This window comes from Streptomyces sp. APSN-46.1 (assembly GCF_022815725.1).
GTDB lineage: Bacteria > Actinomycetota > Actinomycetes > Streptomycetales > Streptomycetaceae > Streptomyces.
This window is the reverse complement of record NZ_JALGRF010000002.1, coordinates 395,369-417,867: the sequence shown is the minus strand read 5'-3', so window position 1 is coordinate 417,867 and position 22,499 is coordinate 395,369. Positions and strand designations below refer to the sequence as shown.

Below are 22,499 nucleotides of genomic sequence, written 5' to 3'. Positions count from 1 at the left end.
CGACTCAGGCGTTGGAGAGGATAGACGCAAGCGGAGTCAGGCTGATCTAGGGGGAGGGCGCAATGACGGACACGGGATTCGAGAAGGCACCGGCGAGGGACCGCAGGAGGTTCCCCGGTATCTCCTCGCGGGCGTACGAGCATCCGGCGGACCGCTCGGCGCTGGTGGCGCTGCGCAAGCTGAGCGGATTCGACACGGTGTTCAAGGCCCTGAGCGGGCTGCTGCCGGAGCGCAGCCTGCGGCTGCTGTTCCTGTCGGACTCGGTGCGGGTCGGCGAGACCCAGTTCCCGCACCTGTACGCGATGCTGCGCGACGCCTGTTACATCCTGGACCTGGAGAAGGTCCCGCAGATGTACGTGCAGCAGGACCCGAAGCCGAACGCCATGTGCATCGGGCTGGACGAGCCGATCATCGTGGTGACGACGGCCCTGGTCGAACTGCTCGACGAGGAGGAGATGCGGGCGGTCGTGGGCCACGAGGTGGGCCACGCGCTGTCGGGGCACGCCGTGTACCGCACGGTGCTGCTGTTCCTGACGGGTCTGGCGCTGAAGGTGGCCTGGATCCCGCTGGGCAATGTGGCGATCACGGCGATCGTCACCGCGCTGCGGGAGTGGTTCCGCAAGTCGGAGCTGTCCGCGGACCGGGCCGGACTCCTGGTGGGCCAGGATCTGAACGCTTCCATGCGGGGGCTGATGAAGCTCGCGGGCGGCAACCACCTGCACGAGATGAATGTGGACGCCTTCCTGGCCCAGGCCGAGGAGTACGAGGCGAGCGGCGACCTGCGCGACTCCGTACTGAAGATCCTCAACATGCTGCCGCGTACGCACCCCTTCGCCACGGTCCGGGCGGCCGAGCTGAAGAAGTGGTCGCAGAACCGGGACTACCAGCGGATCATGGACGGCCACTACCCGCGGCGGGACGAGGACAAGGACACCTCGGTGACGGACTCCTTCCGGCAGTCCGCCGCCCACTACGCCGACTCGGTACGCACCAGCAAGGACCCGCTGTTCAAGCTGGTCGGCGACCTCGCGGGCGGCGCGGTCGACGTGGGCGGCAAGCTCCGCGACAAGTTCACGGGGGCCACCGGGGGAAGCGGCGGGGGCACCGCCGGCGGCGAGGGCAAGGGCGGGGGCGGGGCTACGGAGCGGGACTGACGGGCGCGGTGACGGGCGGCGGCGGCGCCAGTACGCCGCACAGCCCGGTCACGCGCCGCGGGTGGCCGCTGGCGTACGGGTCGCTCGCGGCCGGGCCCACGGTCGTGGGACCGGCGCCCGCGGTGAGCGGCCGGAAACCCTCCGCCGGGTCGGTGGAGCAGTCCTGCGGCCCGGCCATCACGTAGGCCTGGACCAGCTCCGCCCGGCGGGCCGTCAGGTCCTCCCGGTCGAAGCGCAGCCGCAGCTCGCGGCGGACGGTGAAGAGCGAGGCCCCGTCGGCGGCGGCTCCGGTCGCCGTGGCCGGCCGTACCGCGTACACGAAGGTGTGGTCGGAGATCACCTGGAGTACCTCGGGGGCCACTTCCTCGTAGCTGAGGGTGCCGCTCACCCGGACCCGGGAGTCGGCCAGGACCGTGGTGGCGGGGTCGAAGCGGACGAGCCAGCCGGTGGCGGCGTGCCGCCCGTCGCCGGAGGGCGAGGTCATGCTGCGGTCGAACTGGGCCAGCTGGTCGGGATCGAGCAGGACCCGCACCGGCCGGGTGGCCGTGCCGGTCAGCACGTCCGGGTCCAGCGAGGACTGCACCAGGTAGTCCTTGGCGATGGACAGCGCGGTGACGACCTCGCTGTCGGTGAAGTGGTGGGTGCGGCGCAGGGCGGGCATCGTGATCCCGGCCGCCCCGACGCGGTACTCGGCGGCGGGGCTCACCTCGTACAGGTCGGCGGGCTTCCCGCCGGGTACGGTGGCGGCCGGAGCGAGCGGGACGACGGTGCTGCTGAGCGGCTCGGCGTGGCCTCCGGGCGGGGGCACGTACGGGTTGCGCAGGCCCATGTAGACGGCTGCGGCGAAGGCCGTGGCGATGAGCAGGACGAGCAGCATGCCCTGGCGGGCGCCGCGGCCCGGGGTCCCGGTGCGCGCTCCACCGGAGCCCGTGCCCGACCAGATGGAGCGGCTGCGGACGGCGCGGGCGTGCTCGCCCATGCGTTCCTCGGCGGAGAACTCCTGGAGCCGGGCAGCCCGGACGAAGTCCTCGTCGAACACCACCGACCGGTACTCGTCCGGCCGGAACTCATCGTCACCCCCGCCGATGCCCTCGGGGGTGCCGTTGGGTGGATCTCCTGGAACGGCCATCGCTTCTCCCCGCTGTCCCCGCTTCAGAGAAGCCCCCAGCTCCGGAACAGGCGAGTGGGGTCGTCACCTTCAGGGTTGGCGGCCTGCGGGGTAGGTAAACGCTCCGGCGCCGGTGACTTCCCTGAGCGGGGTGCTTGAGGGCGCCGGGGCGGGTTTCGCCGCCCCCGCGGCACTGCGGTAGACGGCGCTGAAGGCGAGCGCGACCATGCCGAGGCCCATCACGAACGCGAGCACCCAGGCCACAGGCCGCAGCCACGGCGCGCGGCCCCGGTACGGGCGCAGACTGCCGCCGTACGCCCCGTAGGGGCCGTCGGGAAAGCCGTGGCCGCGGTCGTGCTCCCAGCCGCGGTCGTCGAGGCCGTACCCGTACCCGTAGGTGTCGTGCTCGTCCTCGCCCGGCCAGCCGCCGGCGACGGCGCGGGCGGCTTCCGCCTCCGCGCGCGCCCGGTCGGCGGCCCGCTGGCGCTCCGCGGCGCTCGGTTCATGGATCTCGGCGTTCCGGACGAAGTCCTCGTCGAACACCACGGAGGCGAAGTCCTCTTCCGCGCCTCCGCGGTCGTCGTCGGGCTCCCCGTCGTCCGGGAACGGCTTGCCCCCCACGTCGTCCGGCACAGGACCAGCCTAGACCTGGGGGGCGGCTTTGGGCAGTGCGTGGCCGAAATCCGGCCACTCGGTGTTCAGCTCCCGACTACCGGACGTGACCGTCACCGGTGACGATGTACTTGGTGGAGGTGAGCTCCGGAAGGCCCATCGGGCCACGGGCGTGCAGCTTCTGCGTGGAGATTCCGATCTCCGCGCCGAAGCCGAACTGGCCACCGTCCGTGAACCGCGTGGAGGCGTTCACGGCGACCGTCGTCGAGTCGACCAGCTGGGTGAAGCGGCGCGCCGCGGCCTGCGAGGTGGTGACGATCGCCTCGGTGTGGCCGGAGGTCCAGCGGCGGATGTGGGTCACGGCGTCGTCGAGGGAGTCCACGACGGCGGCCGCGATGTCGTACGAGAGGTACTCGGCGGCCCAGTCGTCGTCGGTGGCGGGGAGCGCGGTGGCCTTGGAGTCCTCGGCGTACGAGAGGACCTCGGCGTCGCCGTGGACGGTGACGCCGGCGTCGGCGAGGGCGTCGAGGGCGCGGGGCAGGAAGGCGTCGGCGATGTCGCGGTGGACGAGGAGGGTCTCGGCGGAGTTGCAGACGGAGGGCCGCTGCGCCTTGGAGTTGATGAGGATGTCCACGGCCATGCCGAGGTCGGCCTGGGCGTCCACGTAGACGTGGCAGTTGCCGGTACCGGTCTCGATGACCGGAACGATGGACTCCTCGACCACGGTCTTGATGAGGGCGGCGCCGCCGCGCGGGATGAGCACGTCGACGAGGCCGCGGGCGCGCATCAGTTCGCGGACGGAGTCGCGGGACTCGCCGGGGACGAGCTGGATCGCGTCGGCGGGGAGGCCGGTGCTCTCGACGGCGTCGCGGAGGATGGCGACGAGCGCGGTGTTGGAGGCGTAGGCGGAGGAGCTGCCGCGCAGGAGGACCGCGTTGCCGGACTTGAGGCAGAGGGCGGCGGCGTCGACGGTGACGTTGGGGCGGGCCTCGTAGATGATGCCGACGACGCCGAGGGGGACGCGGATCTGGCGGAGGTCGATGCCGTTGGGGAGGGTCGAGCCGCGGACGACCTCGCCGACGGGGTCGGGCAGGGCGACGACGTCGCGTACGTCGGAGGCGATGGCCGCGACGCGCTCCGGGGTGAGGGTGAGCCGGTCGATGACGGTCTCGCTGGTGCCGGCCGCGCGCGCCTTGTCGGTGTCGACGGCGTTGGCGGCGACGATCTCGGCGGTACGGGCCTCCAGCGCGTCCGCGATGGCCAGGAGGGCCGCGTCCTTGGCGGACCGCGGGAGGGGGGCGATGGCCGCGGCGGCCGTGCGGGACCGCTGCGCGGTAGCGAGGACGGGCGAGGTGGCGGTGGCGTCGTCGAGCGAGGTCATGCCGCCAGGGTAATCCCCGGCCGGGCCCCCGCCGACGGGGTTTCACCCCGCGAGACGCTCCCGCCGCCGGGCTGCCGCCGGCCGTTGCGGCACCGCTGCGCGGGGCCTTCTCCCCGCCCCGCCCTTTCGCCGTTCCCCAGGGCTCCGCCCCGGACCCCGGTCCTCAAACGCCGGACGGCTGGACAAACCCGGGGCTCCGCCCCAGACCCCGCGCCTCAAACGCCGGACGGCTGGACAAACCCGGGGCTCCGCCCCAGACCCCGCGCCTCAAACGCCGGCGGGGCTGGAAATCGCCCCCCGCCGGACGGAGTCCGGCGCAGCGGGCCGAAGCCCGGGAGGCCGCCTGCGGCCGAGCGGTGCGAGGGGCGCGTTCAATAAGGGTGCACGCCCACCGGGTGGGCCGGGGGTGGGCCGTAGCCCTCGGCCACGCGTTGGTGGTAGGTGGCGCGGTCGATGACTTCCAGGCCGACGATCTCCCACGGCGGGAGTTGCGCCGACGAGCGGTGTTCGCCCCACAGCCGCAGGGCGACGGCGGCCGCGTCGTGGAGGTCGCGGGCCTCCTCCCAGTAGCGGATCTCCGCGTGGTCGTCCGCGTACCGGCTGGTCAGCAGGAAGGGATGGTCGTGCGCGAGCTGCTCCAGCCCGCGCCGGACCTCGGACAGCGGGGCCGGCTTGCCGGAGACACTCAGGGTGACGTGCCAGAGGCGGGAGGCGTCGCGCTCGTCCCCGCCTCCGCCGCCCTCACCGTGCCCGGTGCCGACGCTGGTCAGCGCTCGTCTCACCAGCCGCCTCCTGTCTGCGCTACGCGTGTCCGCCCCTCACAGTTGACCAGTCCCACGGCCACCGCGCGGCGGTTTTACCGAACCTCAGCCCTGCAGCAGGACCAGATCGTCGCGGTGGACGACTTCCCGCTCGTACGCGGGTCCGAGTTCCCGCGCGAGGTCGCGAGTGGAGCGGCCCAGCAGCTGCGGGATCTCCTTGGCGTCGAAGTTGACCAGGCCCCGGGCCACGGCGCGGCCGTCGGCGGAGCGCAGTTCCACCGGGTCGCCCGCGACGAAGTCGCCCTCGACGGCCGCGATGCCGGCGGCCAGCAGCGAGCTGCCGCGCTCCGTCACCGCGCGTACCGCGCCGTCGTCGAGCACGAGGTGCCCCTGCGGGGTGGACGCGTGCTGGAGCCACAGCAGCCGGTCGGCCGAGCGGCGGCCGGTGGCGTGGAACAGCGTGCCGGTCCCGCGCCCGGCCAGGGCATCGGCCGCCTGGCTGGCCGAGGTGAGGACGACGGGGATGCCGGCCGCCGCCGCGATCCGTGCCGCCTCCACCTTGGTGACCATGCCGCCGGTGCCGACGCCCGCCTTGCCCGCGCTGCCGATCGAGACGTGCGCGATGTCCTCGGGGCCGCTGACCTCGTCGATCCGGGTGGCGCCGGGCAGCGACGGGTCCCCGTCGTAGAGGCCGTCCACATCAGACAGCAGGACGAGGAGGTCGGCGCGGACCAGGTGGGCCACGAGGGCCGCCAGCCGGTCGTTGTCGCCGAAGCGGATCTCGTCCGTGGCGACGGTGTCGTTCTCGTTGACGACGGGCAGCGCGCCCATCGCCAGCAACTGGTCCAGCGTCCGGTAGGCGTTGCGGTAGTGCGCGCGCCGGCTGGTGTCGTCGGTGGTCAGCAGTACCTGGCCGACGCGGACGCCGTAGCGGGCGAACGAGGCGGTGTAGCGGGCGACGAGCAGACCCTGCCCGACGCTGGCGGCGGCCTGCTGGCGGGCCAGGTCCTTGGGGCGGCGGCGCAGGCCGAGCGGGGAGAGGCCGGCGGCGATGGCTCCGCTGGAGACCAGGACGATCTCCTTCTCGCCGCCGCTGCGGGCCTTGGCCAGTACGTCGACCAGCGCGTCCACCCGGTCGGCGTCGAGCCCGCCGGCCGCTGTGGTCAAGGAGGAGGAGCCGACCTTGACCACGATCCTGCGGGCGTCCACGACACCTTGCCTAGCCGCTGACACGTCTGTCCCCTTGCCCCTTGCCTCCGAAAGCCTGCCCGCTCAATCTACGGGGTGGCCCGCGGGGCCCGCCCGCCGGTTTCAGACCGTGGACGAGCGGGGAGACGCCTCCGGTTCCTCCGCCATGGCGCGGGCACCGGGGACGAGGATCTTGCGGGAGAGCAGGAAGGTGAACGGGATGGCCACGACGGCCGCGACCAGCGGCGCGATGCGGGTGTCCATCCCGGCCCACGTCACCAGGGCGTAGAGACCGGCCGACTGGATCACGTAGTTCGTGACGTTCGTCAGCGGGAAGAGCAGGAACTTCTTCCAGGTCGGCCGGGTGCGGTACGTGAAGTACGTGTTCATGAAGAACGAGCCGACCATCGACAGCACGAAGGCGAGGGTGTACGCGGCGAAGTACGGCATCCACGGGTGCAGGAGCAGATAGATGCCGAAGAAGGTGCCGGTGTTCACCCCGCCCACGAGCGCGAAGCGGACGATCTGGCCGAGCTGGTCCTTCCTGTCGCTCGTCATCGGCGGAAGCGCTCCGCGATCACCGGGTCGGTCGGGTCGGCGGGCAGGGCGGCGGCCGCGCCGGCGATCTCGGGTCCGGCCGGGACCGGCTCCGCGCCGTGCGATTCCTTGACCAGGAAGTGCGGGCGCCGCTTCGTCTCGTAGTAGATGCGCCCGATGTACTCGCCGATCAGGCCCAGCATGATCATTTGGACGCCCCCGAGGCCGGTGATGATGGCCACGAGCGTGACATATCCCGGCGAGTCGACGCCGTTGGTCATCGCCATGACCGTGATCCACAGCGCGTACAGGCCGGTCAGCGCCACCAGTGACACGCCGAGCCAGATGGCGATGCGCAGGGGTCTGTTGTTGAAGGAGATCAGGCCGTCCATGCCGTAGTTGAGCAGGGAGCCGAACTTCCACTTCGTCTCGCCCGCCTCGCGCTGGGCGTTGCGGTAGTCGAAGTGGACGGTGTCGAAGCCGATCCAGGAGAACAGGCCCTTGGAGAAGCGGTTGTACTCGGGCAGGGACAGCAGGGCGTCCACGGCCGGCCGTGACAGCAGCCGGAAGTCCCCCACGCCGTCGGTCAGTTCCACGTCCACCCAGCGGTTGATGCCCCGGTAGTACAGCCGGCTGAGCACCGAGCGGACCTTCTTGTCCCCCTCGCGGGTGCGGCGGGCGATGATCTGGTCGTGTCCCTGCCGGTAGTAGTCGAGCATGGTGGCGATGAGTTCCGGCGGGTGCTGGAGATCCGCGTCCATGATCACGACGGCGTCGCCGGTGGCCTCGCGCAGACCGGCCAGCATGCCGGCCTCCTTGCCGAAGTTGCGGCTGAAGGAGACGTAGCGGGTCTGGTCCCGGTAGTCCGCGGCGATCCTGCGGAGCTTCTCCAGGGTGCCGTCACGGCTGCCGTCGTCGACGTAGCAGACCTCGTACTCGATGGGGAGCGAGTCCAGAACCTTTCGGATCTCGACATCAAAACTTTCAATGACGGCTTCTTCGTTGTAGCAAGGGACGACTACAGACAGCTTCGTCATGACACATCCTGCTGGGTCCGAACGGGTGATTGTCGGCGACCGGACCTGTAACTCACCTCTTCCTTAGAAGATGCACGGCGAGGTTAGGGCTTCCTGGGTCGTCTGCGGCGCACGGTAGCTTTGACGGGTTAAGAGCAATGAAACAAAGGGATTCGAGGTGCACGTGCCTGACGTCTCCGTGGTCGTCATCGTCTACAACGACGCAGAGCGCCTGCCGGCAGCCGTCCAGTCGGTTTTGGACCAGACCCTGCACGGCGTCGAGGTCGTGATCGTCGACGACTGCAGCAAGGACGCGTCCTACGCGGTCGCCCAGGAGTTCGAAGCGGCGCACCCGGGGAGGGTGCGCGCCTTCCGGCTGCCGGAGAACAGCGGCGGCTGCGGCGCCCCGCGCAATCACGGCATCCGGCAGGCGACCGGCACGTACGTCATGTTCCTGGACAGTGACGACGTACTGGAGCGCAATGCCTGCCGGAACATGCTGGCCGCCGCGGAGCGGACCGGCTCCGATCTCGTCTCGGGCATGTGCGTGCGCGTGCACCTCGACGACCGGTGGCGAAAGACCACCGAGTGGTACCCCTGGATCTATTCGCGCACGCGTACGCTGGAATCCATCACCGAGTACCCCGACCTGCTCGTTTACGACACCCTTTCGACAAACAAGTGTTATCGGCGCGCATTTCTGTTGGAACAGGGGCTCGAATTCCCGGTCGGTATCCACTACGAGGACCTTCTGTTCTCCGCACAGGCGTACGTGTCCGCCCGCCGGATCACGCTGATCCCGAACCGCGTGTACTTCTGGAACGTGGTCGAGAAGGCCTCCGCGAAGTCGATCAGCAACCGGCGCCACGAGATCGAGAACTTCGTCCACCGGATGGAGATCCACCGCCGCGTCGACGAACTGCTGGCCGCCAAGGGCCACACCGCCCTCAAGACGGCCAAGGACACCAAGTTCCTCAAGCACGACCTGGTGCTGCACCTGCGTGACCTGCCGCTTCTGGGCGACGCGTACCGGCGGGAGTTCGCCCGGCTGGCCAACGGCTACCTGGCCGGCATCGATCCGGCCGCCTACGAGAACGTCAACCACCTCCAGGCGATCTGCGCCTACCTGCTGGGCAAGGAGGACTGGGACAACCTGCTCCCCGCCGCCGACGCCATGGCCAACAAGGGCCGCCTGTCCTCGCCGCTCGCCGAGCGCGACGGCCGCGTGTACTGGTGCGCGCAGCACATCGACAGCCCCGTCGAGGCCGAGGCCACCGAGGGCCGCCGGATACTGGATGTCACCGACCAGGGCTTCCACAGCACCCCGCTGTCCGCCCTGCGGCTCGGCAACCGCCTCGTCTCGTACGCGGACGACGGGCGCGGGACGGTGACCCTCAGCGGCGCCGTCGTGAACCCGCTGGGCCGTATCCGGCCCGACGCGGAACTCAAGGCCTCACTCGAATTCCGGGCCCGGAGGCAGATCGGCGTACGGTCCTTCAGCTTCCCGGTGGCAACCGTGCGCCACGCCGGTGACTCGATCGAGTGGACTGCCACGGCCGATATCGGGAGCACCGTGCGCCCCCTCGGCATCATCGACGCCGTCTGGGACGTCCGCCTGAAGTTGACGGCCGGCGCCGACTGGATCACCACCCGTGTCGCGGTCGGCGGGGTCGATCTGGAGAAGGCCACCCGCCTGCGGGTGCGTCCCCGGCTGACCCGGCTGGTCTCCGACCGCTTCGAGCCGGAGATGACCAGGAAGGGCAACCTCTCCTACGTCCTGACCGCCGAGGGCCCCGCCGCCGTCCGCACCCGGACGCTGATCGACAGCGCGATGCAGGGCAAGGCCGCGGGCGTCCTCAAGCGGAGCCTGCGCTTCGCGCTGAAGGCCCGCAGGAGCATCGGCTCGGGTGAACAGAAGGTGAAGGTCTACCACGAGGTCTTCTCGAAATTGCCCATCCGGAAGGGCACGGTCGTCTTCGAGAGCCACATGGGCAAGCAGTACAGCGACAGCCCGAAGGCGATCTACGAGGAGATGGTCCGCCAGGGTGTCCCGTTCGAGCCGATCTGGTCGTACGCGGGCGCCAGGCCCACCGGCTTCCCCCCGGAGGCCACCCTCGTCAAGCGCTGGAGCTGGCCGTACCTGCGGGCGCTGGCCCAGGCTGAGTACTGGATCGACAACCAGGGCTTCCCGCTGGCCCTGGCCAAGCGCCCGGGGACGACGTACATCCAGACCTGGCACGGCTCCGCGCTCAAGCGGATGGGCTTCCACGAGCCCCGCACCAAGGCCCAGGGCAAGGAGGCGCAGGACCGCTTCCAGACGGCCATCGATCGCTTCGACCACTTCCTGATCCGCTCCGAGCACGACACCCGCACCCTCGCCAGGGCCTTCCGGCTGCGCGACGAGGTGCTGCTGCGCACCGGCTACCCGCGCAACGACGCCCTGGTCGAGGCGCACCGGGCCGAGGCGCACAGTGGGGAACGGGTCCGCGGGCCGCTCGCCGCCGAGCTGGGCATCGACCCGGAGAAGAAGGTGCTGCTGTACGCGCCGACCTTCCGGACGAGCCCGGACGGCTCGGTGGAGGGCTTCGAATTCCCCTTCGACGTCGAGGAGTTCGCCGACCGGCTCGGCGACCGCTTCACCCTGCTGGTGCGCACCCACTACCTCAACAGCGTCTCGCTGCCGCCGTCGGTCGCGGGCCGGGTGATCGACGTGTCCCGGTACCACGACGTCACCCCGCTACTGGCGCTCGCCGACGGGCTGATCACCGACTACTCGTCCGTGATGTTCGACTACGCCGTACTGGACCGGCCGATGCTGTTCTTCGCGTACGACTACGAGAGGTACGCGACCGACATCCGCGGCACGTACTTCGACCTGAAGGAGAAGGCGCCGGGCCCGGTGGTGGCCACGGCGGACGAACTCCTCCAGGCCCTCGCCGCCTTCGAGGAGGCGGACGCGAAGTACGCGGAGGCGCGGCAGCGTTTCCTGACCGAGTTCGGCGAGTACGACCGCGGGGACGCGGCCCGCCAGATCGTGGCGAAGTTCTTCACCAGGAGCGGCAAGTGAAACAGCAGCCCACCGGCCCGGGCGGCCGCGACGTCTTCCTCGTCTCCAACAGCGTGGACGAGCTCGGCGGGGTGACCACCTGGTCGCACCAGATGGCGCGGCTGTTCAGCGAGCGCGGGCACCGGGTGCACGTCGTCGGCGTCGTGCCGGTCGCCGAGGAGCTCCGGCAGCGGCTGCCGCGGGACCTGCCGTACGAGACGACCACCCTGTACGACACCCATCCGCCGCAGGCGCGCCGCCTGGAGGGGATCAAGGGCCGGCTCAACGCTCCGGAGCGCCGTCGGCAGGCGGCCCGGCGGGCCGGGATGCGTGCCCAGGCCGAGAAGCTGAGCGCGCTGTTCCGCGCGGCCCGGCCGGGGGCCGTCGTGATCGTCACCCAGGTGTGGGCGATGGAGTGGGTGGAGCTCGCCGACACCAAGGGGCTCACCGTCATCGGGATGAGCCACGAGTCGTACGAGGCCAGCCACAAGTCCTCGCGCGCCGCCCGGGTCCGACGCCACTTCCGGGAGGTGGACCGGCTGCTGGTGCTGACGGCCGAGGACGCGGACCTCTGGATCCGGTCCGGCATGGAGAACGTCGCCAGCATGCCGAACCCGCTGCCGTTCATGCCGGACTCCCCCGCTCCGCGCACCGGGAAGGTCGTGGCGAGCATCGGCCGGCTGTCCTTCGAGAAGGGCGTGGACCTGCTGCTGGACGCGTGGGCGGACGCCGTCCCGCGGCACCCCGACTGGGTCCTGCGGATCTACGGGGCGGGTACGGAGGAGCCGGCGCTGCGCGCGCACTGCGCCTCGCTCGGGCTGAACGACTCGGTGGAGTGGCGGGGCCGCACGGACGACGTGCTGGGCTCGCTGCGCGAGGCCTCGGTGTTCGCGCAGGCCTCCCGGGCGGAGGGGTTCCCGATCACGCTGCTGGAGGCGATGGCGGCGGGCCTGTCGGTGGCCGCCTTCGACTGCGCGCCCGGCGTACGGGAGATCGTGGCGCACGGGGAGGACGGGCTGCTGGCCCGGCTGGGCAACACGATGGAGCTGGCCGGGCACCTGGACGCGCTGATGTCGGACCGGGGGCTGCGCGAGCGGCTCGGCGACGCCGCGTTCCGCGAGGTGCGGCGCTACTCCAGTGCCGACATCACCGACCGCTGGGAAGAGCTGATGGCGTTCCTGGAGCGCTGACCGCACCCGGAGCGCCCCACCCTCCACCGCACACCCGTCTTCACACCGCACCCGGCCCGACACCGAAAAGCCGCCCGCACCGGATCACGTCCGGGGCGGGCGGCTTCGTACGGGCGCGGACGACGCGTCAGCGCTCGGCGTGGTGGAGGGCGCCCTTGCGGTTGGCCTCCCAGCCCGCCCAGGCCGAGGTGATCATCTCGCGGACGTCGTGGCGGGCCTTCCAGCCCAGCTCGGCGGCGATCTTGTCGGCCGAGGCCACGACCTTCGCCGGGTCACCGGGCCGGCGCGGGGTGATCACAGGAGCGTAGGTGTGCCCGGTGTGGATGTTCAGGAGCTCGACCATCTCCTTGACGGAGACGCCCTCGCCGCGGCCGATGTTCACGGTGAGGTCCTTGTACTCCCCCGCCGCGCCCCACTCGGCGAGCTTGCGGGCCGCCACCACGTGGGCGTCCGCCAGGTCCTCGACGTGGATGTAGTCGCGGATGCAGGTGCCGTCCGGCGTCGGGTAGTCGTTGCCGAAGATCCGGGCGCCCTGACCCGCGTCGTAGCGCTCGAAGACCATCGGGACCAGGTTGAAGACGCCGGTGTCCGCGAGCTCGGGGGTCGCGGCGCCCGCCACGTTGAAGTAGCGCAGGCAGGCGGTGGAGATGCCGTACGCCTTGCCGGCGGCGCGGACCAGCCATTCACCGGCCAGCTTGGTCTCGCCGTACGGGCTCAGCGGCGCGCAGGGGGTCTCCTCGGTGACCGAGTCCACGTCGGGCATGCCGTACACGGAGGCGGAGGAGGAGAAGAGGAAGTTGCGGATGCCGGCGGCGGCCACCGCACCCAGCAGGACCTGAAGCCCCTCCACGTTCTCGTGGTAGTAGTACATCGGCTTCTCGACGGACTCGCCGACCTGCTTCTTGCCAGCGAGGTGCACCACGCCGGTGATCTTGTGCTTGAGGATGGTCGCGTCCAGGGTCAGGCGGTCCAGGACGGAACCGATCACGAGCGGGACACCCTCCGGCACCCGGTCCTCGTTGCCCGTGGACAGGTCGTCCAGGACGACCACCTTCTCACCCGCGAGCAGCATCGCGCGGACGACGTGCGCGCCGATGTAGCCGGCGCCACCGGTGATCAGAAACGTCATGCGTATCTCCCTGGGGTCCCCCCGGACGGCGTCCGGGGGCTGTCCGATATATCTCTGAAGCTGTCTTCGCGAAGCGATCATCGTAAGGCGGCCGTCGTAGGACGACCGTCAACCCGGCCGGCGGCCCGCACGGGCCCGGTCGAAGCGGTTGCGTACGAGGTCCAGCGCGCCCGCCGCACCCGGCGCGAGGCGGAGGGCCAGCGAGCCGGCCGCCGTACGGTAAGGCTGCGCCAGCAGAACACCGTACCGGCTGCTGGGCAGGATCCGGCGGCCGACCAGGCCCGCGGAGGGCCGCGGGGCCGCGTTCACCGAGCTTCCGTCGGCGCACGACACGGCCACCCGGACGTCCCAGACCTGTAGTCCGCGCAGCCCCCGGCGGCGTCCGGTGCGGGCAAGGGCCCGCGGGCGCAGCGGCAGTTCGGCGACCCAGCCGCCGTCCGGTGCGGCCCGCAGCGCGGCCGGGGGCGCCGGGACGGGGTCGCCGCCCTCGCGGGGCAGGAAACTCAGCCGCGCGGTGTCCGGTCCGGCCGGGGCGAGGCGCCCGTAGAAGTCGTGGACGCGGATCCGGATCGCGGAGCGGCGGGCGGCCCCGTCCACTTCGACGGCGACGGGCAGCGCGGAGAGCGGCAGCGCGGCCAGCCCGTCGAGCTCGACGGGGAACTCCTCGCTCCACACCGGCAGCCCGTCGGCGCCGACCGCGTACGGGGGCAGCAGGCACGGCGGTTCGCAGGCGAGGCGGATCAGCCGGTCCATGTCGGCGGGCGCGGTCTCGCCGGCGCGCAGCAGCCGGGCGATCCAGCGGCCGTGGGGTCGGGCGGCGGCGATGTCGGCCTCGGCGAGGCAGTCGAGGCCGTTCCTGGTCAGGGTCCACCAGGCGGCGCGGTACCCGGGGTCCGGGTCGAGCTCGCGAAGGTATATCGGCAGGTCGTACTCAAGGAACTTGACCTTGCAGGCGCGGCCGAGCTCCGGTGAGGCCTCGGAGAGGACGCGGGCGGCTTCGTGGTGGGCCTCGACGCGGGAGTGCCAGTTGCCGACGTCCTTGCGGTCCAGGGAGATCGACACCCGGGCGGCGGAGCGGCGCACGTGCCACACGTAGACGGTGTCGCCGACGACCGCGAGGCGCGGGGCGGCGGCCAGGACCCGCGCGGTGAAAACGAAATCCTCGTAAATGAACCGGCCGTCGGGAAAGCGGATCGCATGCTTGTCCAGGAAGTACCGGTCGTACAGCTTGTTGACGCAGAGGGTGTCCCGGACCAGTTCGGGCCGGTCGGCGGGCTGCTCGATGACCTCGCCGGGCGTGTAGAGCCCGGGCACCCAGGGCACGTCGCGGCCCCGTGGCAGCTCACGCCGGACGCACCCGCCGACCGCCACGGGCGCCTGGTGCTCCTCGGCGGCCCGGACCAGGGCGTCCGCCGCGCCCGGCGGCAGGATGTCGTCGCTGTCCAGGAACATGACGTACGGGGCGCTCGCGGCCGCTATCCCGTCGTTGCGGGGGGTGCCGCAGCCCCCGCTGTTCTCCGCCCTGTGCACCACTTTCAGGCGGGGATGGACGGCGGCCAGACCGTCCAGGACCCGCCCGGTGCCGTCCGTGGAGGCGTCGTTCACCGCGACGACCTCGGACACCACCGGGCCCTGGGCGAGAGCCGAGGAAACGGCCTCGCCCACGAGCCCGGCGTCGTTGAACGCGATCACCACGACGGTGACCGTGGGGGAAGAGCAGCTGTTCACCCGGCGGACCATAGCGGACCTGGCCGTGACCTAAATCAAGGTGAAGGGGGCGCTGACATGGACAGGATTAGAACGGACGGAACTCGTCGTACTCCTGCTGCGCCGAGTCTCCACGCGTGGCTTCCTTCTCCTTGCGGCGCTGCGTGGCCGGGCGGGGCGCCTCCATGCGGTGGTCCTCACCACGGCGGCCGAGCATCTCGGCGCCGGCCATCATGGTCGGCTCCCAGTCGAAGACGACCGCGTTCTCGTCGGAGCCGATGGCGACGCCGTCACCCGCACGGGCACCGGCCTTCTTCAGCGCCTCCTCGACGCCGAGGCGGTTGAGGCGGTCGGCGAGGTAGCCGACGGCCTCGTCGTTGTTGAAGTCGGTCTGGCGGACCCAGCGCTCCGGCTTCTCGCCGCGCACGTTGTAGACGTCCTCGACCTCGTCGTACGTGACGGTGAAGCCGGCGTCGTCCACGGCCTTCGGGCGGATGACGATGCGGGTCGCCTCCTGCTTCGGCTTGCGGGCGCGCGCCTTGGCGATGACCTCGGCGAGGAAGTAGGAGAGCTCCTTGAGGCCCGTACGGGCGACCGCGGAGACCTCGAAGACCTTGTAGCCGCGGGCCTCCAGGTCCGGGCGGACCATGTCGGCGAGCTCCTGGCCGTCCGGGATGTCCACCTTGTTGAGGACGACGAGGCGCGGGCGCTTCTCCAGGCCGCCGCCGTAGAGCTTGAGCTCCTCCTCGATGACGTCGAGGTCGGCGACCGGGTCGCGGTCGGACTCCAAGGTGGCGGTGTCCAGCACGTGCACCAGCACCGAGCAGCGCTCGACGTGGCGCAGGAACTCCAGGCCGAGGCCCTTGCCCTGGCTGGCGCCGGGGATCAGGCCCGGGACGTCGGCAATCGTGTAGACGGTCGAGCCGGCGGTGACGACGCCCAGGTTCGGGACCAGGGTGGTGAACGGGTAGTCGGCGATCTTCGGCTTGGCGGAGGAGAGCACCGAGATCAGCGAGGACTTGCCGGCGCTCGGGAAGCCGACGAGCGCCACGTCGGCGACCGTCTTGAGCTCCAGGACGATGTCACCGGTGGTGCCCGGGACACCGAGCAGCGCGAAGCCGGGAGCCTTGCGGCGGGCGGAGGAGAGCGCGGCGTTGCCGAGGCCGCCACGGCCACCCTCGGCGGCGACGTAGGTGGTGCCCTGGCCGACGAGGTCGGCGAGGACGTTGCCCTCCTTGTCGAGGACGACGGTGCCGTCCGGCACGGGCAGGATCAGGTCCTGGCCGTCCTTGCCGGAGCGGTTGCCGCCCTCGCCGGGCTTGCCGTTGGTGGCCTTGCGGTGCGGGCTGTGGTGGTAGTCCAGCAGGGTGGTGATCGCCTGCTCCACCACCAGGATCACGTCACCGCCACGGCCGCCGTTGCCGCCATCGGGGCCGCCGAGCGGCTTGAACTTCTCCCGGTGAACGGAGGCGCAGCCGTGGCCCCCGTTACCCGCGGCGACGTGCAGCTCGACGCGGTCCACGAAGGTGGTCATGGTTGTTCCTCCAGTTACATGCGGGAATGTCCCGGACAGGCCTTGCTGTCCATTAAAACGTCTGTACGTACCAACGCGCCGAGGGCGGACCTCTCTTCCCGGCTTGCGCCGGAAAGAGCTGAGATCCGCCCTCGGGAAGTTACGAACGCTTGATCAGCCGGAGCTGGATCAGGCGGCCGGAACGATGTTGACGACCTTGCGGCCACGGTGCGTGCCGAACTCCACGGCACCGGCCTGCAGGGCGAACAGCGTGTCGTCGCCGCCACGGCCGACGCCCGCGCCCGGGTGGAAGTGCGTGCCGCGCTGGCGGACGAGGATCTCACCAGCGGAAACGACCTGACCGCCGAAGCGCTTCACGCCGAGCCGCTGGGCATTGGAGTCGCGCCCGTTCCGGGTGGACGATGCGCCCTTCTTGTGTGCCATGTCTCAGTCCCTCTTACTTCGCAGCCGCGGGGATACCGGTGACCTTGATCGCCGTGTACTGCTGGCGGTGACCCTGGCGACGGCGGTAGCCGGTCTTGTTCTTGTACCGAAGGATGTCGATCTTCGCACCCTTGTGGTGGTCCACGATCTCGGCCTGGACCTTGATGCCGGCCAGGACCCACGGGTCGCTGGTCACGGCGTCGCCGTCGACAACGAGCAGGGTCGAGAGCTCGACCGTGTCGCCAACCTTGGCAGTGGGAATCTTGTCAACTTCAACGATGTCGCCGACAGCAACCTTGTGCTGGCGACCACCGCTGCGCACGATGGCGTACACGCGGATCTCTCTCTCACTCGGGACGGATGCTCCTGAAGCCAGCCGCTCAGGCGGGCCCCTCTTCTCGACGGGAACCACACTGATCCGGATTGGACGAGCGGCCTCTCCGGGCAGAGCCTGGAGGGAGGTGCTCAGGAGCTGCGGCGCGCACAAAAACACGCCGACGGTCTAGGTTACGGGGCCGGTTCCAGAGGGTCAAACCGAGTCCCGCATGGCCGGGGGCCCCGCCGTTCGGCGGGGCCCCCGGCCATGCTGATTTCCTTCAGGTGCGGCGGATCAGGCTTCGGTCGGAGCCGAGACGGAGGGCGGCGTCTGCTGCTCCGCCGCCGCGGTCTTCTTCGTCGCCCGCTTCGCCACCGTCTTCTTGGCCGTCGTCTTCTTGGCGACGGTCTTCTTCGCGGTCGTCTTGGCAGCGGCCGCCTTCTTGGCCGGGGCCTTCTTCGCCGTGGTGGTCGCCTTCTTGGCCGGAGCCTTGCGGGCGGCCTTCTTGACCGGGGCCTCGGCCTCCGCCTCCGCCTCCACCTCGGGCTCGGCCGGGGCCGCTGCGGGCTCCGGCTCCGTCACCGGGGCCGCCTCGACGACCACGATGGCCGCCTCGGCCGCGCCTGCCGGGGAACCGGCGGGTGCGGTGGCCTTACGGGTGGCACGGCGGCGCGGACGGGCCGGGGCCGCTTCCGCGGCCGGCTCGACCGGGGTCGGGGCGACGACCGGCTCGGGCTCGGGCTCGGCCACGACGACCGGCTCCGGCTCCGCGACGACGACCGGCTCCGGGGCCACCTCGGCCGCGGGGGCCGGGGCACCCGACGGGGCCGTGGCCTTACGGGTGGCACGGCGGCGCGTGCGGCCCTTGGGGGCGGCCTCGACCGTCTCCGCGGCCTCGACGGCCTCGGCGACGACCTCGGCGGACGGCTCCAGGACCGTGTCGGCGGGCTCGGTGACGGGCTCGTCCTCGACGACCGGGGTCACCGGGACCACCGGAGCCGGGGCGGCGGCAGCCGGCCGCTCCGCACCGCGCGGGGCACCCGCCGGAGCGGTCGCCTTACGGGTGGCACGGCGACGGCTGCGACGACCGCTGATACCGGCGGCGGCCTCCGCCTCGGCCGGGCTGCTGTACAGCTCCTCGTCCGGGACGAACTCCGGCTCCGGCAGCGCGACCGGCACGGCGGCCTCGGCGGCCACCTCGGCCTCGGTCTCGAACTCGGTCTCGAACTCGGTCTCGACGGCCTCGGCCTCGACCTCGTGCTCCAGGGCGCGGCCACCGCGGCGCTTCGCGCGCTTGCCGCCGTTGCCGCCACCGCCGATCACGGTCGGCGTCTCCATGTGCACGATGACACCGCGCCCGTTGCAGTGGACGCAGGTCTCGGAGAAGGACTCCAGCAGACCCTGGCCCACCCGCTTGCGGGTCATCTGGACCAGGCCCAGCGAGGTGACCTCGGCCACCTGGTGCTTGGTGCGGTCGCGGCCCAGGCACTCCAGCATGCGCCGCAGCACCAGGTCGCGGTTGGACTCCAGGACCATGTCGATGAAGTCGATGACGACGATGCCGCCCAGGTCGCGCAGCCGCAGCTGGCGCACGATCTCCTCGGCCGCCTCCAGGTTGTTCCTGGTGACCGTCTCTTCGAGGTTGCCGCCCTGACCGGTGAACTTGCCGGTGTTGACGTCGATGACGATCATCGCCTCGGTCTTGTCGATCACAAGCGAGCCGCCCGAGGGCAGCCACACCTTGCGGTCGAGCGCCTTGGCGAGCTGCTCGTCGATCCGGTACGTCGCGAAGACATCGACCTCGGAGGTCCAGCGGGACAGCCGGTCGCCCAGGTCCGGGGCCACGTGGTTCACGTAGCCGTGGATGGTCTCCCAGGCTCCGTCACCACTGACGATGACCTTCGAGAAGTCCTCGTTGAAGATGTCGCGCACGACGCGGACGGTCATGTCCGGCTCGCCGTACAGCAGGCTCGGCGAAGAGGTCGAGATCTGCTTCGACTTCTTCTGGATGTCCTCCCACTGGGCCTGCAGACGCTCGACGTCGCGGCGCAGCTCGTCCTCGCTCGCGCCCTCGGCGGCGGTGCGCACGATGACGCCCGCGTCCTCGGGGACGATCTTCTTGAGGATGGTCTTCAGACGCGCGCGCTCGGTGTCGGGCAGCTTGCGGCTGATGCCGGTCATCGAGCCCTCGGGCACGTAGACCAGGTAGCGGCCGGGCAGCGAGACCTGACTGGTCAGGCGGGCGCCCTTGTGGCCGATCGGGTCCTTGGTGACCTGCACCAGGACCGACTGGCCGGACTTGAGGGCGGACTCGATGCGGCGCGGCCCGTTGGCCATGCCGAGCGCCTCGAAGTTGACCTCACCGGCGTACAGGACCGCGTTGCGGCCCTTGCCGATGTCGATGAAGGCGGCCTCCATCGACGGCAGCACGTTCTGGACCTTGCCCAGGTAGACGTTGCCGACGTACGAGGTGGCCTCTTCCTTGTTGACGTAGTGCTCGACGAGCACGTTGTCCTCAAGGACGCCGATCTGGGTGCGCTCGCCGCTCTGGCGGACGACCATCACGCGCTCGACGGCCTCGCGGCGGGCCAGGAACTCGGCCTCGGTGATGATCGGGACGCGGCGGCGGCCCTGCTCGCGGCCCTCGCGGCGGCGCTGCTTCTTCGCCTCCAGACGGGTCGAGCCCTTGATGGACTGCACCTCGTCGGACGGCTCGGCCTTCTCGCGGACCGGGCGGGGCTCGCGGACCTTGACGACGGTGCGTACGCCGTCCTCATCGCCCGCCTCGGCCCCGGCGGTGACGTCGGCGGGCTCACCGCTGCGACGGCGACGACGACGGCGACGACGGCTGGAGCTGGAACCGAAGGCCTCTTCGGCCTCCTCTTCCTCCTCCTCTTCGGCCTCCTGCTCGGCGGCCTCGGCCTCGGCCTCTTCCTCGGCGGACTCGTCGAGCTCGGCGGCCTCACCGCGGCGGCGGCGACGGCCACCCCGGCGACGGCGACGGGAGGGGCGCTCGCCGTCGAACTCCTCCTCGTCGAGTTCGGCGGCCTCGGCCTCCGGCTCCTCGACTTCGGCGAACTCCACGTCGGCCACCGACAGCGGGGCGGACTCGACGGCCGGGGCGGCGGTCTCGGCGGCGGCGCGTCCGCGACGGCGGCGACGGCCGGCCGGCTGCGCGACGGGGGCCTCGATGACCTCGGCCTCGGGCTCCAGCTCCTCTTCCTCGGCCTCTTCGGCGCGGGAGGCGGCGGCAGCGGCAGCGGCGGCCATGGCGGCCGTCTCCGGGGTCTGGAACATCGGCTCGGCGAAGACCGGGGCCTGGAACACGGCCACGGCGGGACGCGCGGCGCGGCGGCCGCGAGCCGGGGCGGCGGGCGCCTCGGCCTCGGCGGGCGCGGGCGCCGGCTGCGCGGGGGCGGCCGGAGCGGTGGAGCGGGTGGCGCGGCGGCGGCCACCGCGCTTCGGGGAGTCCACGGCGTCGGCGACCGTGACGGTGGCCTTCGCGGGCTCCTCGACGACGACGGCCGGAGCCTCGGCAGCGGCCTCGGCGGCCGGAGCGGTGACGGCGCGGGTGGCACGGCGGCGGGCCCGCGGAGCCGGAGCGGCCTCCTCGGCGGCCGGAGCAGCCTCAGCGGCCGGAGCCTCCACGACGACCTCGGCCGCCGGAGCCTCCGGAGCGGCGACAGCACGCGTGGCACGACGACGAGCACGCGGAGCCGGAGCAGCCTCAGCGGCCGGAGCAGCCGCGGCGGCCGGAGCCTCCACGACGACCTCGGCCGCCGGAGCCTCCGGAGCGGCGACAGCACGCGTGGCACGACGACGGGCCCGCGGAGCCGGAGCCGCGGCGGGCTCCTCGGCAGCCTCAGCGACCGGGGCCTCTACGACGACCTCGGCGACCGGAGCCTCCGTCGCGGCGACGGCACGCGTCGCACGACGACGGGCCCGCGGAGCCGGAGCGGCCTCCTCGGCAACCGGAGCAGCCGCGGCGGCCGGAGCCTCCACGACGACCTCGGCGACCGGAGCCTCGGTAGCGGCGACAGCACGCGTGGCACGACGGCGCGTACGGGCGGGAGCGGCAGCCGGAGCGGCCTCCTCGGCCGGAACAGCCGGAGCGGCAGCGGGGGCCGCCTCGTCAGAAGCGGAAACAGCGGAAGCGGCGGCGGCCGCGCCGGGCGGACCGGCGGGCCGGGAAGCCGCGCGGCGACGCCTGCGCGGAGGCAGGTTGTCGCTGGGGCTTTCGCCGTCGGCGTTACCGGCGGCGGGGGTGGTTTCGTTGTTGAGCATGCGGGCGGTTCTCCCGTCACGCTCCCGGGCGCCGCGGCTGACATCCGGTCCGGCGCGGCCCCGCGTAATGAGCGCGGAGCCGGCCTCCGGGGCGCGTTCGCCACACGGGAGCTGTAGTCCATGGCCGCCGGTTCCGTACGTCTTGTCCGTACGGCCTGGCGGAAGTCTTCAGGTCAGATGCGCTGCCCGACCCAGGTGGCTCCCGAGTGCCAGGGCGGCGCGGCAACGACGATCCTTACGCGGCGGGACCTTCCGGCGCCTTCGCGTCGGCTGCTACGGCGGCCGTGGGTGGGGCGGCCGTGACAGCCTCGCGGTCGGGCGCGAGCGGGTCGGTCACCGTGCCGGACTCCTCGTCGAAGAGCCCCTGCGCCAGCCTGGTCACCGCTGCGGGGACCGGCGGCGCCAGGTCGGCCACAGCTCGGAGACCGGACAGGACGTCGTCGGGTCGCACGGCAGGTGTCAAATGCCGAACAACCAGCCGCAGTATCGCACAGGCATTGTCCAGGGGCCTATCAGCAGGAGCGGGAAGTGCCTCCAGGCTGGTCACGGCCTCTCGTGCGTCGAAGGTCCGCATGCCGTTCTTGGTGCGGCGCTGGACCTCCACGGTCTCGGCCGCGAGGAACGCGGCCACGGCCCGCTCGGCGTCGGCGGGCTCCACGCCTTCCAGGCGCAGCTCCCAGACGGAGGCGGTCAGGCGCTCGGCGAGCCCGGAGGTACGGGCCTCGACGGCGTCCACGATGTCGAGCCCGACCGGCATCGACTCGTCGAGAAGCTCGCGGAGCTTCTGCGGGTCGCGGGGCTCGGCGAGGGCGATCTCCAGGTACTCGGCCTCGCTGCCGGTGCCGGTGGGCGCGGCGTTCGCGTACGAGACCCGAGGGTGCGGGGTGAAGCCCGCCGAGTACGCCATGGGTACCTCGGAGCGGCGCAGGGCCCGCTCGAAGGCACGCTGGAAGTCTCGGTGGCTGGTGAACCGGAGGCGGCCGCGCTTGGTGTAGCGCAGTCGGATGCGCTGCACCACCGGTGCGGGTGGCGGGCCTTCGGGCTGTCGCTTGCCCAGTGGTTCTTCTCCTTGTGCGGGGCTCCGCGGCTCGCGCGTCGCCCTGAGATCCTTCG

The 22,499-nt window shown here is 71.7% G+C and carries 17 protein-coding genes; 3 read left to right on the top strand and 14 right to left on the bottom strand.

Annotation, left to right across the window (positions count from 1 at the left end):
- Positions 1-62 precede the first annotated feature (62 nt).
- On the top strand, positions 63-1,154 hold the full coding sequence (locus tag MTF65_RS08465; RefSeq protein ID WP_243627762.1) for a M48 family metallopeptidase: 1,092 nt from the start codon (positions 63-65) through the stop codon (positions 1,152-1,154).
- On the opposite strand, the gene MTF65_RS08460 is transcribed toward MTF65_RS08465, so the two are convergent.
- The 7 genes from MTF65_RS08460 to MTF65_RS08430 all read right to left on the bottom strand — a co-directional run bounded on the left by MTF65_RS08460 (position 1,138) and on the right by MTF65_RS08430 (position 7,778).
- Positions 1,138-2,283, bottom strand: a complete 1,146-nt coding sequence (locus tag MTF65_RS08460) for a hypothetical protein (RefSeq protein WP_243627760.1) — start codon at positions 2,281-2,283, stop codon at positions 1,138-1,140. The genes MTF65_RS08465 and MTF65_RS08460 overlap by 17 nt on opposite strands.
- Positions 2,284-2,352: 69 nt before the next feature.
- Positions 2,353-2,895: a hypothetical protein gene (locus tag MTF65_RS08455; protein WP_243627759.1), complete on the bottom strand. Its 543-nt coding sequence runs from the start codon at positions 2,893-2,895 to the stop codon at positions 2,353-2,355.
- Positions 2,896-2,971: 76 nt separating this feature from the next.
- Positions 2,972-4,255 carry a glutamate-5-semialdehyde dehydrogenase gene (locus tag MTF65_RS08450; RefSeq protein ID WP_243627757.1) on the bottom strand — a complete coding sequence of 428 codons (1,284 nt, stop codon included), beginning with the start codon at positions 4,253-4,255 and terminating at the stop codon, positions 2,972-2,974.
- A gap of 371 nt (positions 4,256-4,626) precedes the next feature.
- Entirely contained in the window at positions 4,627-5,025 is a 399-nt protein-coding gene (locus tag MTF65_RS08445) for a hypothetical protein (RefSeq protein WP_243628620.1), read from the bottom strand.
- Between the two features lie 96 nt (positions 5,026-5,121).
- The gene (proB, locus tag MTF65_RS08440) at positions 5,122-6,249 is read right to left on the bottom strand and encodes a glutamate 5-kinase (protein ID WP_243627755.1); all 1,128 of its coding nucleotides are present in this window, start codon (positions 6,247-6,249) and stop codon (positions 5,122-5,124) included.
- A gap of 78 nt (positions 6,250-6,327) precedes the next feature.
- The gene (locus MTF65_RS08435; RefSeq protein WP_243627753.1) at positions 6,328-6,762 is read right to left on the bottom strand and encodes a GtrA family protein; all 435 of its coding nucleotides are present in this window, start codon (positions 6,760-6,762) and stop codon (positions 6,328-6,330) included.
- Positions 6,759-7,778 carry a glycosyltransferase family 2 protein gene (locus MTF65_RS08430; protein ID WP_243627751.1) on the bottom strand — a complete coding sequence of 340 codons (1,020 nt, stop codon included), beginning with the start codon at positions 7,776-7,778 and terminating at the stop codon, positions 6,759-6,761. The genes MTF65_RS08435 and MTF65_RS08430 overlap by 4 nt, the downstream gene beginning before the upstream one ends.
- Before the next feature lie 157 nt (positions 7,779-7,935).
- Between MTF65_RS08430 and MTF65_RS08425 the strand changes: the two genes are divergently transcribed.
- On the top strand, positions 7,936-10,824 hold the full coding sequence (locus MTF65_RS08425) for a bifunctional glycosyltransferase family 2 protein/CDP-glycerol:glycerophosphate glycerophosphotransferase (protein WP_243627750.1): 2,889 nt from the start codon (positions 7,936-7,938) through the stop codon (positions 10,822-10,824).
- Positions 10,821-11,993 (top strand): glycosyltransferase, encoded by a 1,173-nt coding sequence (locus tag MTF65_RS08420; protein WP_243627748.1) that lies wholly within the window; start codon positions 10,821-10,823, stop codon positions 11,991-11,993. The genes MTF65_RS08425 and MTF65_RS08420 overlap by 4 nt, the downstream gene beginning before the upstream one ends.
- Positions 11,994-12,120: 127 nt before the next feature.
- Here the strand turns inward: MTF65_RS08420 and galE are convergent, their stop codons facing one another.
- The 7 genes from galE to MTF65_RS08385 form a co-directional block, all read right to left on the bottom strand.
- Positions 12,121-13,122, bottom strand: coding sequence for a UDP-glucose 4-epimerase GalE (gene galE / locus MTF65_RS08415; protein WP_243627746.1), 1,002 nt, complete (start codon positions 13,120-13,122; stop codon positions 12,121-12,123).
- A 108-nt stretch (positions 13,123-13,230) separates the two neighbouring features.
- Positions 13,231-14,850 carry a glycosyltransferase family 2 protein gene (locus tag MTF65_RS08410; protein WP_243627744.1) on the bottom strand — a complete coding sequence of 540 codons (1,620 nt, stop codon included), beginning with the start codon at positions 14,848-14,850 and terminating at the stop codon, positions 13,231-13,233.
- Between the two features lie 67 nt (positions 14,851-14,917).
- Positions 14,918-16,363, bottom strand: coding sequence for a GTPase ObgE (obgE, locus tag MTF65_RS08405; RefSeq protein ID WP_243627743.1), 1,446 nt, complete (start codon positions 16,361-16,363; stop codon positions 14,918-14,920).
- Between the two features lie 168 nt (positions 16,364-16,531).
- Entirely contained in the window at positions 16,532-16,786 is a 255-nt protein-coding gene (rpmA, locus tag MTF65_RS08400; protein ID WP_069920265.1) for a 50S ribosomal protein L27, read from the bottom strand.
- A 13-nt stretch (positions 16,787-16,799) separates the two neighbouring features.
- The gene (gene rplU / locus MTF65_RS08395) at positions 16,800-17,120 is read right to left on the bottom strand and encodes a 50S ribosomal protein L21 (RefSeq protein ID WP_056558958.1); all 321 of its coding nucleotides are present in this window, start codon (positions 17,118-17,120) and stop codon (positions 16,800-16,802) included.
- 276 nt (positions 17,121-17,396) lie between these two features.
- On the bottom strand, positions 17,397-21,386 hold the full coding sequence (locus MTF65_RS08390) for an Rne/Rng family ribonuclease (RefSeq protein WP_243627740.1): 3,990 nt from the start codon (positions 21,384-21,386) through the stop codon (positions 17,397-17,399).
- A gap of 235 nt (positions 21,387-21,621) precedes the next feature.
- On the bottom strand, positions 21,622-22,401 hold the full coding sequence (locus MTF65_RS08385; protein WP_243627738.1) for a TIGR03936 family radical SAM-associated protein: 780 nt from the start codon (positions 22,399-22,401) through the stop codon (positions 21,622-21,624).
- Positions 22,402-22,499: the final 98 nt, after the last annotated feature.